This is a genomic window from Sphingomonas sp. 22R3R2A-7, assembly GCF_036856055.1.
In the GTDB taxonomy this organism is placed as follows: Bacteria; Pseudomonadota; Alphaproteobacteria; order Sphingomonadales; family Sphingomonadaceae; genus Sphingomonas.
Genome location: NZ_JASPFR010000001.1, coordinates 2,880,424 through 2,891,884 on the forward strand (window position 1 = coordinate 2,880,424; position 11,461 = coordinate 2,891,884).

At 64.4% G+C, this 11,461-nt stretch carries 14 protein-coding genes; 9 read left to right on the forward strand and 5 right to left on the reverse strand.

The genetic code is table 11. The features are described 5' to 3' along the window. Nucleotides 1-54 precede the first annotated feature (54 nt). The 5 genes from QP165_RS13755 to QP165_RS13775 all read left to right on the forward strand — a co-directional run bounded on the left by QP165_RS13755 (nucleotide 55) and on the right by QP165_RS13775 (nucleotide 3,103). On the forward strand, nucleotides 55-396 hold the full coding sequence (locus QP165_RS13755; protein ID WP_056020361.1) for a hypothetical protein: 342 nt from the start codon (nucleotides 55-57) through the stop codon (nucleotides 394-396). 76 nt (nucleotides 397-472) lie between these two features. Next, nucleotides 473-1,123: a hypothetical protein gene (locus QP165_RS13760; protein ID WP_333996070.1), complete on the forward strand. Its 651-nt coding sequence runs from the start codon at nucleotides 473-475 to the stop codon at nucleotides 1,121-1,123. Between the two features lie 258 nt (nucleotides 1,124-1,381). Further along, nucleotides 1,382-2,047 carry an outer membrane protein gene (locus tag QP165_RS13765; RefSeq protein ID WP_056020366.1) on the forward strand — a complete coding sequence of 222 codons (666 nt, stop codon included), beginning with the start codon at nucleotides 1,382-1,384 and terminating at the stop codon, nucleotides 2,045-2,047. Nucleotides 2,048-2,297: 250 nt separating this feature from the next. Next, nucleotides 2,298-2,720 (forward strand): hypothetical protein, encoded by a 423-nt coding sequence (locus QP165_RS13770; RefSeq protein ID WP_333996071.1) that lies wholly within the window; start codon nucleotides 2,298-2,300, stop codon nucleotides 2,718-2,720. A 32-nt stretch (nucleotides 2,721-2,752) separates the two neighbouring features. Continuing rightward, nucleotides 2,753-3,103 carry a thermonuclease family protein gene (locus QP165_RS13775; RefSeq protein WP_333996072.1) on the forward strand — a complete coding sequence of 117 codons (351 nt, stop codon included), beginning with the start codon at nucleotides 2,753-2,755 and terminating at the stop codon, nucleotides 3,101-3,103. A gap of 12 nt (nucleotides 3,104-3,115) precedes the next feature. On the opposite strand, the gene QP165_RS13780 is transcribed toward QP165_RS13775, so the two are convergent. The 4 genes from QP165_RS13780 to QP165_RS13795 are packed head-to-tail and all read right to left on the reverse strand — an operon-like array spanning nucleotide 3,116 to nucleotide 6,321. Then, a complete protein-coding gene (locus QP165_RS13780) occupies nucleotides 3,116-4,735 on the reverse strand; it encodes a GmrSD restriction endonuclease domain-containing protein (protein ID WP_333996073.1) in 1,620 nt (539 codons plus the stop codon). A gap of 4 nt (nucleotides 4,736-4,739) precedes the next feature. Further along, nucleotides 4,740-5,795 (reverse strand): ribonucleotide-diphosphate reductase subunit beta, encoded by a 1,056-nt coding sequence (locus QP165_RS13785; protein WP_056020379.1) that lies wholly within the window; start codon nucleotides 5,793-5,795, stop codon nucleotides 4,740-4,742. A gap of 36 nt (nucleotides 5,796-5,831) precedes the next feature. Beyond that, nucleotides 5,832-6,107: a hypothetical protein gene (locus tag QP165_RS13790; protein ID WP_056020382.1), complete on the reverse strand. Its 276-nt coding sequence runs from the start codon at nucleotides 6,105-6,107 to the stop codon at nucleotides 5,832-5,834. A 10-nt stretch (nucleotides 6,108-6,117) separates the two neighbouring features. Then, nucleotides 6,118-6,321, reverse strand: a complete 204-nt coding sequence (locus QP165_RS13795) for a hypothetical protein (RefSeq protein ID WP_333996074.1) — start codon at nucleotides 6,319-6,321, stop codon at nucleotides 6,118-6,120. Nucleotides 6,322-6,377: 56 nt separating this feature from the next. On the opposite strand from QP165_RS13795, the gene QP165_RS13800 reads away from it, so the two are divergent. Next, entirely contained in the window at nucleotides 6,378-6,626 is a 249-nt protein-coding gene (locus tag QP165_RS13800) for a DUF2171 domain-containing protein (protein WP_333996075.1), read from the forward strand. A gap of 457 nt (nucleotides 6,627-7,083) precedes the next feature. Here the strand turns inward: QP165_RS13800 and nhaA are convergent, their stop codons facing one another. After that, entirely contained in the window at nucleotides 7,084-8,484 is a 1,401-nt protein-coding gene (nhaA, locus tag QP165_RS13805; RefSeq protein WP_333996076.1) for a Na+/H+ antiporter NhaA, read from the reverse strand. A gap of 114 nt (nucleotides 8,485-8,598) precedes the next feature. On the opposite strand from nhaA, the gene QP165_RS13810 reads away from it, so the two are divergent. The 3 genes from QP165_RS13810 (at nucleotide 8,599) to QP165_RS13820 (ending at nucleotide 11,406) form a co-directional block, all read left to right on the forward strand. Further along, nucleotides 8,599-9,201 carry a hypothetical protein gene (locus QP165_RS13810; protein ID WP_333996077.1) on the forward strand — a complete coding sequence of 201 codons (603 nt, stop codon included), beginning with the start codon at nucleotides 8,599-8,601 and terminating at the stop codon, nucleotides 9,199-9,201. Between the two features lie 82 nt (nucleotides 9,202-9,283). Next, on the forward strand, nucleotides 9,284-9,487 hold the full coding sequence (locus QP165_RS13815; RefSeq protein WP_056020395.1) for a DUF5818 domain-containing protein: 204 nt from the start codon (nucleotides 9,284-9,286) through the stop codon (nucleotides 9,485-9,487). Between the two features lie 110 nt (nucleotides 9,488-9,597). After that, complete coding sequence (locus QP165_RS13820; RefSeq protein ID WP_333996078.1) at nucleotides 9,598-11,406, forward strand: DUF885 domain-containing protein; 1,809 nt, start codon at nucleotides 9,598-9,600, stop codon at nucleotides 11,404-11,406. Nucleotides 11,407-11,461 lie beyond the last annotated feature (55 nt).

Below are 11,461 nucleotides of genomic sequence, written 5' to 3' on the forward strand. Positions count from 1 at the left end.
GCCCGCCGTTCCTCAGCCAAGACCGCACGACGCGGCCATAGCAGGAGCGAGAACATGGGCGGACACCAGATTCCCGGCATGGGCACGGGCGACGACGGGTATGACGAGGAAGGCTATGACGAGAGCCAGCGCGCCGAGATCCTCGAGGCGACGCGCAACGGCCCCGTCGACGGCGCGATCATGACCGATCTCAACCCCGATCTTGGCGACGACGATGCGGAGAGCGAGTCGATCGACGATCTCGACATGGACTCCGAAGAGGTCGGTGAGATCGACAGCAGCGTGTCGATGGACGAGGCTGACACCGACGAGGACGACGTCCAGGACGAACTGGATGACGGCAGCATCGACGATGACGAGCTCGACGACAGCGACGACGTCGCGTTGAAGCCCTGATCCCCCATTCTTCAATCGGCGGTGGCGCAGCGACGATCCCCGCGCCGCCGACCACGCTTCCTTATCGGAGCATAGTATGCGTACGGCGATCGTGAGCCGCCTCAATAGGCTGGCGTGGCGGCTTGGCCCCTGTGTGGTGCTGGCAACGCTCGGCGGATGTTCGGGCGGCTCGAACAGCGCCGCGCAGAAGGACGTCGACGTGACCGCCGCGGCGGCGCGGGCGCAGGCGGACATCGCCAACTACGCCGCGGTGAGCACCGTGATCCACCCTGCGGCGCGACAGCCAACTATGTCGGCCGCCGCCGCCGACATGATGCCCGAAGCCGCGCAAAAGGTCGTCCGCACCTATTTCCGGATGATAGCGCGGCACGATTATGCCGCGGCGCGCGACCTGTGGGTCGATGACGGTCGCGCAAGCGGAATGGATCAGCCCGCCTTCACCGCCGGCTATGCCCGTTTCTCGCGCTACGACGCGCAGGTCGGAGCGCCCGGCAGCGTCAGTGCGGGGATCGGCGAGGTCCATGTCGCGGTGCCTGTCGAGGTGATGGCGACATCGTCCGATGGCCAGCCAAGGCGTCTGCGCGGGACGGTTATGCTGCAGCGCACCAACGACGGGATCGAGACATCCGACGTGGAAGACCATCTCTGGCGGATCGAATCGACTAGCGTCGACCCGTCGATGCCGCCCGCCGCCCGGCCGCCGCAGGACCGCGCGCAACGCCGCTAAGTCCTTGCAACCCGCGGTCCACAGTCATGCCGGATGATCGCCATGTTTCGGCCACATCGGCCTCGCTTTCGACCCGGTTGGTTCATCAGACTGTCAGGAACCGTTGCCCGGATGCCACAGCGCGGTTCAGTTCCACATTTCTGCTCTCGGCAGTGCAACATTTTCGTCATAGGCCGGTTTGGAGGGACCTGGAGTTAAGCGGGTCCCGGAGGGTCCTGGACAGCCGGACCCAGAACGAAACAAAAAGGTCTTTCGAATATGCGTAAGCTTTCCATCGCACTCGCCGTTGCCGCCGCAGCGCTTGCTGCCCCAGCATTCGCGCAGGACATGTCCGCTCCCGCCCCCACCGACAACAGCGCAGCACCCGGCGAAGCCGCTGCTCCGGACGGCTCGAAGGCGTTCGGTATCGAGCCGTATTTCGGCGTCATGGGCGGCTGGGAGCAGTTCGACAACGAGCGCGGCCACGGCATTCCGCAGGCGCTGAACGCCAACGGCACGCTGCGCACCGGCTACAAGCCATCGGGTTCGCTCGTTCAGGGCGTCCTGGGCGTCAACGTTCCGCTGGGCCCGGTCTTCGTCGGTGCTGAAGGCAACGTGATCAAGGGTATCGATGGCAACATCGATTGGCAGTATGGCGCCGCTGGCCGTTTCGGCTTCCGCGCTGGCGACAGCGGCCTGATCTACGGCAAGGTCGGCTACCAGTGGGTCAACTTCGACCATTTCTCGGGCCGGTCGAACACCGTCGAGAACACCAACCGCGACTACAGCGCGATCACCTACGGCATCGGCGCAGAAGTCGGTCCGCAGAGCATCGGCCTGAAGGGCATCACGGGCAACGCAGGCTTCCGCATCCGCGCCGAGGTCAACACCTTCGGCGACGCGCAGAGCTTCCGTCCGATGCTCGGTATCGTGACGCACTTCTAAGCTTCGGCTGGAACTGTCTGAAAGGGGCGGGGCGCGACACAGGTCGCGCCCCGCCTTTTTTGTGCGCGAAGCCCGTGACGTCGCGCCGGGCCGCGCCACCGCGACGCGGGCCGGAACGAAGCCGGGACGGGACGGGAACGCCGTCCTGCTGCGTTCCCGATGCGTCTCTGGCGTGTTTCCGACTCCGCTCGGCGCAACCGGGTGGTCGATGCCAGTGACATCGACTCGCGCGCGCGTAGGCGCGGGGGCGATGGAGTATGTGTTTGATTTCATGCGTTTGCTCGGCGGAGATCGCGCCGGAGGCGGGCGTGCGAGCGGTGCGCGCCGACGCGGCGGGGTCAGCATCGCGCTACAGCTCCGGCTGGTGTTCTACGGCGTGCTGCTCGGGCTGATGATGCCGGTGATCCGCCAGATCGACTGGTCCGCGCTCGTACCGCCAGGGGTGCGGATCGACTGGCCGAGCGGGTTCGGGATCGCCTGGCCCGCGGGCGGGCTGCACGTTCCCGGCGGCTGGGGCCGGGCGAAGGACGCCGCGGTCGCCGCGGCGCCGTCGGTCTCGGGTATCACCGCAGGCGCGGCAGCGGCGGGGGCCGCGGCAGCCGGTGCGGCAGCGCGCGCGGTGGCGGCGGGGGCGGGGCCGGCAACGGTGATGGCATTGGCGGTGCCGGCCTAGGTGCTGATGGCCTCGGGGGTGGCGGCAAGACGGTGACCGCCCGCTTCACGATCTGCGGCCATGACAAGCGGATCACCTGCATGGTCGATGGCGACACCTTCTGGCTGCGCGGCACCAAGGTCCGAATCGCCGACATCGACACCCCCGAAACGCATCCGCCGCGCTGCAAGGCTGAAGCGCGCGCGGGGAAGGCGGCGACGCTCAAGATGCAGGCGATGCTGAACGCGGGGCCGTTCACGCTGGTCCCGATCAAGCGCGACGTCGACCGCTACGGCCGCAAGCTCCGCATCGTCGAGCGCGACGGGGTGTCGCTAGGGGCGGCGCTCGTCCGCCACGGCCTCGCGCGGCATTATGGCGGCGGGAAGCGGTCGCCCTGGTGTTGATGAAGCAAAGCGCTACTCTTGCTGAGAGCTTAACTCTCCTACGGTAGCTACCGCACGCGAATTTTCGCGTTCCTTAACGCCACTGTTACAGAAAGGGTGGGTGATTTGACAGTTATCTGTCCCTCCATTTCCACCGTCCTCTTTGCGAATGATGTGATCATAGGATGCCGACTTCGTCGTATCCATAAATGATTTGCAGATTGGGCACTTCAGCGCGGCCCGCAATGACTCACGCACGAAAGCGGAGCTTCTAGCCTCATCGGAGAAACTTACTCCTGGCTTTTGCTGTATAGAATACAACCGACTTTGCAGTCCCATTTTATCAGCAAGCAGGTTTATTGAAAGCTCTTGGCCGCTTTGGCTGGCTTCAAAAATTGTAGTTAGAGCACTTTTCGCGCCATTAACCCGACTTTTGCTTCCTAGCGCCGATATCAAAAGCGTAATAACAACCTTATTTTCGACTAGGAAAGTTTCGATATTAGCACGATGAGATGTGAAGCTATGGAACCACTCCGATTGGTTGTTCCGTAACTTTTCAGAAATTATGTTAGTTATAGCCAGGAACAGGGGTTCGTAGTGCCGGCCCTGAGCTGTATAGAACCAGACAAGAGGATGGAGACCAAGACTAGATGTCTGGTTTCCCACCATTCGAAGAAACACTCGCTCAAGTGATTTAAGTAGCAGTAGTGTTTGCGAGCCATCCATGTCGTCGTCAAACTTATCAACCGACCGTCGGTCGCCATCGACAATTTCGGCCAGGGCAATAAGCAGTTGTAGAGCCTGTCCGGTCGAGGACGAGCCTGCGATTGGCAGATCTATCGTTTTAACCGGATTGTCAATCTCAGGTGCGAATAGCGCACGGTGTACGGTCTGTGCGGATGACTGCACCTTTTCCTGAATATTAGGATCGAAATTTGACCAATATTTGTGCCCAGTTGATGCGCGAACAACCGCTCGAGCGACCAGAGCGGGCGCCTTTCTGCGGTTAGACAGTATTAGGCTTTCTGTCTCGTCAAGCGCCGAACCTTGAGTATTTATTTTAAAAAACGACGATTCGGCTTTGTCAGCGTCGCCGGTGATCCACTGAACTTGAATGCCACGTGTAGCGAAATTCATCTGCCGTGTTTGGGAAGCCTCGTCAGGATCAGCTGACTGGGCCGATAAGCGAGTCGCGAAGTGTTGATACGTGCCGACTCGGCTTGCCACTTCGCGACGGGTGCGATCAGCCATTCTTTTCTGCTCATTCGAGATTGAGCGATTGAAAAACTGATATGACAGCGGGCCATCGCCGTAATCGTCATTTGCCCACGCTAATAGTGCACTGAGGCGATGTCCCCCATCGATCACGAATATGTTGCTTGATGAACGCCATAAAATTACCGCTGGAATCAGCTCACCGTTTATGAAGCTCTCGACCAGAATGGCAACTTGTCCGGGCGTCCACTGCGTAGTCTCCCGTTGAAAATCAGGCTTCCTCAAAAGTTTATAAACAAAGTTACTATCGCCAGCTAGGTCTCGAAGAGTTACCTTCTCGAACGTATCAAGCGACTGAACTCTAGATGTCCTCGCATCTTGAATAGCAAAGTCCGAGCGCGGTATCATTGCGTCCAAGTTGGAAGACATCTTTGCCATGCCTCTACTCCGCTGCCACGCCAGCGAGCGAGAACATGTCTCCGCTCTGGCCGGGATCCTCGTTCGCCGCAGGGCCCTTCTTCGCGGTCTGGCGCTTGTCGAACGAGTCCCAGACGTCGTTCCACTGGCCCTTGGTCGCGGCCTTCGAATATTCGGTGGCGCGCTGTTCGAAGAAGTTGGCGTGCTCGACGCCGTTGAGCATCGGCGCGAGCCACGGCAGCGGGTGCTCGTCGATCATGTAGATCGGCTTGAGGCCGAGCTGCGTCATGCGCCAGTCGGCGATGAAGCGGATATACTTCTTGATCTCCTTGGGGGTCATGCCGTTGACCGGGCCCATCTCGAACGCGAGATCGATGAAATTGTCCTCAAGGCGGATCGTCGTCTGGCAGACGTCGGCGATGTCGTCCTTGACCGCCTTGGTGAGGCACTGACGCTCATGGCAGAAGGTGTGGAACATCTTGATGATGCCCTCGCAGTGCAAGGACTCGTCGCGGATCGACCAGGTGACGATCTGGCCCATGCCCTTCATCTTGTTGAAGCGCGGGAAGTTCATCAGCATCGCGAACGATGCGAACAGCTGGACGCCCTCGGTGAAGCCGCCGAACATGGCGAGCGTGCGCGCGATGTCCTGGTCGTTCTCGACGCCGAAATTCTGCATGTAATCATGCTTTTCCTTCATCTCGGCATATTCGAGGAAGGCGCCATACTCGCTCTCGGGCATGCCGATGGTGTCGAGCAGATGGCTGTAGGCGGCGATGTGGACCGTCTCCATGTTGCTGAACGAGGTCAGCATCATCTTGATCTCGGTCGGCTTGAACACGCGGCCGTACTTTTCGTGGTAGCAATCCTGCACCTCGACATCGGCCTGCGTGAAGAAGCGGAAGATCTGCGTCAGCAGGTTGCGCTCGTGGTCGCTGAGCTTCTGCGCCCAGTCGCGGCAATCCTCGCCCAAGGGGACTTCCTCGGGAAGCCAGTGGAGCTGCTGCTGGCGCTTCCAGAACTCGAACGCCCAGGGGTATTCGAACGGCTTGTACTGCTTGGAGGCGTGAAGGAGGGACATGGGATACTCCGAGAGAAACTGAAGATTATGAGCGAATTAGAAACGGCTTGAACTGACGATCACGACGACGAGGAAGAGGATCGACGCGACCGGCGCGGCGATCATCAGCACGCGACCGCGCTGGCGGATCCTGGCGAGATCCATCGCGCCGGGGTTCCAGCCGGGGGTAGGGCCCCAGACGGTCCCGCCGAGGAACTCGCCCGACCATGGATTATGGTCGAGCCGGCTCCAGTGGCGGCCGATCATCATGTTCGCGGCGCAGATGCCCGCGACCGCGAGGATCAGCACGGCGGTGTTCATCGACATGTTCATGACCGGCGCATCACGGCTCGATGCTCCACTGCCACATCGCACCCGCGGACATTGCGAGCACGACCGCGGCCGATGTCAGCATGATGCCGATCATCCGGAACGCATAGACCTGTTGCTGCGTGACGTCGGTGCGACGCAGGCAAAGCAACAGGACGGTGCCTACCAGCCCCAGCACGCCCGCGACGACGAACATGATTGCGCTGCCATAGGTCATGCGACCAAGTTCCTCGACGTGCGTTCAGCACCCGACTCAAACGCAGGAGATAGACCATGGTCGATGCAAGCCAGATCAAGGAACATGCCGAAGTCATCGGCGCGGACGGCGTCCATGTCGGAACCGTCGATCACGTCGACGGCGACCGCATCAAGCTGACCAAGAACGATCTGCCGCAGTCCGAGGACGGGCAGGGCGCGAAGCATCACTACATCTCGCTCGGCCTGGTCGCCGAAGTCGAGGGCGACAAGGTTCGACTCAGCGCGACGGGTGCGAACGCGATCAATTTCGAGGAAAGCGAGTAAGGCGGCGCGGTACGCTCCCGTCGGGGGCGTGCCGGACCGATTATTCCGTCGCGAGACGCGCGTCTCGGCAAGGGCGTTCCGGAGCATTCCGGGGCGCCCTTTTGCGTGGAGCGTGACACGGACCGACGCGCGCTGACGCGGCGAAGCGACACGAATCGCGACCGGGTTGGCGTCGGCGATACGGCGCCCCGACCGGCCCGCGAATCGCGGTAGGGAAGTGACGGAAAACTGCGGGATGCTGCGCATGTCGTCTCCGTCCTTGCTACGCGCTACCGGTGCCGTTTGGCGGTTTCTGCGGTGGCATCCGTCTACATGATCGGACGGGCTTTCGCTATCCTGTTTCTTTTTCGTTCGGCGACTTGAACCCAACGGGTAGTGCTGAAAGGTGGGTCGCGACACTAGATAGGCGATGTTCGCGGCATCGCGGGTTTCGCCCGAAATACCCGGTCGCGGCGGCTCAGGACGGTGCGTCTTCGGCCGCGGCGGAGCGCAAGATCACATAGCCGATCACCGCCGACACGACCGACGCACCGAGGATCGCCAGCGACGCCATCTCCGTCCTCTGCGTGTCGGGAAAGGCGAGATTGGCGATGAACAGCGAGATGGTGAAGCCGATCCCCGACAGCGCGCCGACGCCCAGCACCATCCGCCATGTCACGCCGTCGGGACGCTGCGCCGCACCCGTCGTCACCGCGAGCCATGTCGCCAGCAGGAAGCCCAGTGGCTTGCCCAGCGCCAGCCCGGCGAACACGCCCATCCCGAGCAGCGATCCCGCAGCATCCGAAAGCAGCTCGGCCGAGAAATGGATCCGGACGGCAGACAGCGCGAACAGCGGCAGGACGACGTACGACACCCAGGGGTTGAGCGTCTGGACGAGCCGTTCGGCGGGTTCGTCCGTCGCCTGGGCCATTTCCTCGATATAGCCGAGCTGCTTCTGCGCGGATGCCGTCGGCGCGCCCTCGTCGTCGCCGGGCTCCGCCCCATCCTTGGTCCTTGCCGCCGCGACGGCGCGTTTGAACCGGTCGATCGGCTCCTGCACGCGGTCGGCGAAGCGATCCTCGGACAGCCGCGAGCGCGTCGGTGACAGCAGCCCCAGCATGACCCCGGCGATCGTCGCGTGGATGCCCGATGCATAGGTCGCCGCCCATACGATCAACCCGAGCAGGACATAGGGGATCGGCGAGACGAGGCGGAGCCGCAGCAGCGCGAAGATCGCGGCATAGGCCAGCACCGCGGTGATCACCATGCGGATGTCGATCGCCTCGGTATAGGCGGTCGCGATCACGAGCAGGCCGCCGACATCGTCGATCGCGGCAAAGGCGAGCAGCACCGCGCGCAGCGACGCGGGCAGGCGGGTGGCGAACATGCCGATGATCGCCAGCGCGAACGCGGTATCCGAGGTGATCACCGTACCCCAGCCGCTCGCGGTATCGGTCCCGTGGTTGAACGCGAGATAGACCGCGACGGGCATCAGTATCCCGCCGATCGCGCCTGCCAGCGGGAAGGTCGCGGTGCGGATCGTCGAGAGCGAGCCCTTGGTGAATTCGCGTTTCACCTCGGCGCCGATGATCAGGAAGAACAACGGCAACAGCGCCTCGTCGACCCAGTCGGCCAGCGGATGCGCCGCGCGGAACGTCCCCAGACGGATTTCGAGGACATTGTTCCACAGCGCCTCATAGCCATGCGCGAGCGGCGAATTGGTGCAGATGAGCGCGACGATCGTCGCGATCAGCAACGGGCCGCCAACCACCTGGTCGGTCGCAAAGAACGGGGCGATCCGGTGGAGAAACGACGCGGCGACGGGCGAATGATGCGCACGCGCGGCAAGCTTGCCGGACAATCGGGGGGTCAGTGACATGGGGTTCCTAATCGCGGCGGTCAGGCTCGCGCTTTCGTGCTCAACGGAGGAACGACCCCGTGGTATCCCTTGGCCGTCTGCGCGAGGCTGTGCGCAGAGCGGGGTCCGGGATCGATGGCGCGTGCGACGAAACTGAAGGTGTACCGGACGGTCGCGGGATTCCACGACGCCTATGTCGCTGCGCCGAGCCAGAAGGCGGCGCTCGAGGCATGGGGCAGCGACCGCGACCTGTTCGCGCGCGGTATCGCCGAACAGGTCACCGACCCGGCGCTGACCGCCGAACCGCTGGCCGCGCCGGGCACCGTCGTGAAGCGGTCGCGCGGGACCAGCGCCGAACAGATCGCGGCGCTGCCCGATCCGAAGCCAGACACACCGGAGCGCGATGCCTCGACGGGCAAAGCGCGCGCAAAACCGCCATCGCCCGGCTCGGCCAAAGCGAAGTCCAAATCCACGCCCAAACCCCCGCCTCGTGCGAAGCCCGATCCGAAGCCAAGCGGAACCGCGCTCGACGCTGCCGAGGAGACGCTGGCGGCGGTCAAGGCGGACTATGCGGGACGCGAGCGCGCGCTGGCGGCGCGCGAGGCGGCGCTGACACGCGAACGCCGGGCGTTCGACCGCGACCGGGCGGCGGCGCTCGACGCGGCGCAGACGGCACGCGACGACGCGCAGGCGCGCTATGATGCGGCGCTGCGGACGTGGCGGGCGGCGCGGGGATAGGGCGGGCCGGCGGTTTCGCGCCGCGGCACGTCTTGCACTGCGGGGATGGACCGCTATCGGGCAGGACGATGAAGGACATGCCATGACGACTATCGGGACCAAGGTCGACGAGACCGGCACGCTGATCCGCGACGGCGGCGCATTCTTCCTGCGTCGCGACCTGGGCGGCCGGTATCAGCTCGAGCTGCAGCGGACGCCGGTCGATCTGGTCGAGAAGCGTGTGCGGCTGGTCGGGACGCTGGTCGCCCCCGATCTCGTGAATGCCGATGGCGTCGCGCCGGCCTGAGCGATCACCGACGGCCTGGTTTCGGCCGTGCGGGTGCGTGACGGGTGGACCCCCGACCGACGATGCTACACCGCAGCCCTGGTCCCGGAGACCGGCACAGGGAGAAAAGCATGCATCGTCGTCGTTTCCTCGCAAGCGCGGCTGCCGCGTCGGTTCTGGGTGCGCTGCCGATGCGCGCGGGCGCAGCCGCGGGCGGCCGGGAGGCCGCGCTCCGGACGATGCTCGACCGGTTCTTCTATGCGCGGCTCGACGAATCTCCCGAACAGGCGACACGTCTCGGGCTCGACACGGGAAGCCGCATCGCGCTGAGGGCGAAACTCGACGACCAGTCCGCGACCGGGCGCGCGCGTGAACTGGCGCGCGCGAAGGCCGAGCTCGCCGAACTCACGGCGTTCGGGACGCAAGGACTGTCGCGCGACGCGGCGCTCGACCACGAGATCGTGACCTATCAGCTCAGCCGCGCGACCGCCGGCGCCGCGCGCTTTACCTATGGCAGCAGCCTTGGCCGGTACGCGCCCTATGTCCTGAGCCAGCTGACCGGGCCGTACCGCGACGTTCCCGATTTCCTCGAATCGCAGGCGCGGGTGCGCGATTCGGGCGAGGCCGACGCCTATCTCGCGCGGCTCGCGGCGTTCCCCAAGGCGATCGACGACAGCAGCGAGCAACAGCGCAGCGATGCCGCACGCGGCGTGTTCGCGCCCGATTACATCCTCGACACGACGCTGAAACAGCTCGCCAGCGCGATGGAGGGCCCCGCGGATCGCACCGTGATGGTGACGAGCTTCGCCGCCAAGCTGAAGGCGGCGAACCTGCCCGCGGACCGCGTGGCCAAGGCGACCGCGATCGTCGAGCGCGACGTGTTCCCCGCGCTGGAGCGGCAGCGCGCGCTGGTGGCGGGGTTGCGGACCAAGGCGGTCCATGACGCGGGGTGCTGGCGGCTCCCCGATGGCGACGCCTATTATGCGGCGGCGGCGGAAGCGGCCACGACGGTGGCGATGACGGGGGACGAGATCCACCGGCTCGGTCTGGCGCAGGTCGCCGAGATCGGCGCGCGGATCGACACGATCCTGAAAGCGCAGGGCATGAGCCAGGGCTCGGTCGGCGATCGTCTCGTCGCGCTCAACAAGCGCCCCGACCAGCTATACCCCAATACCGATGCGGGTCGTGACGCGTTGCTCGCGCAGCTCAACCGTCAGATCGCGGCGATGCAGGCGCGTCTGCCCGAGGCGTTCAACACGCTGCCAAAGGCCCCCGTCGAGGTCCGCCGCGTGCCGCCGACGATCCAGGCGGGCGCGCCGGGCGGCTATTACCAGAACGCGTCGCTCGATGGGTCGCGACCGGCGATCTATTACATCAACCTGCGCGACACGTTCGACCGGCCCAAATTCGGGCTGGCGACGCTGACTCACCACGAAGCTGTGCCGGGACACCATCTGCAGGTCAGCGTCGCGCTCGAGAGCACGCAGATCCCGCTGATCCGGCGGCGCGGGTTCTTCAGTGGCTATTCGGAGGGCTGGGCGCTGTACGCCGAACAGCTCGCCGACGAGATGGGGATGTATGACGGCGATCCGCTGGGGCAGGTCGGCTATCTCCAGTCGCTGCTGTTCCGCGCGACGCGGCTGGTGGTCGACAGCGGGATGCACGCCAAGCGCTGGAGCCGCGAAAAGGCGACCGATTATCTGATCGCGACGACGGGGATCGCGCGCGGGCGCAGCCAGGGCGAGATCGATCGCTATACGGTCTGGCCCGGGCAGGCGTGCAGCTACAAGATCGGCCATACGATGTGGACGCGGCTGCGTGCCGAGGCGCAGAAGAAGCCCGGCTATACGCTCAAGGGGTTCCACGACATCCTGGCAAAGGGCGCGATGCCGCTCGCGATCCTCGAGCGCGTCGTGCAGCGCGGCGATATCACCACGTGACATCGTGTCGCGTGGCGCCGCACACCGAGCCCCGGCGGATAGCGACGTCAGATTG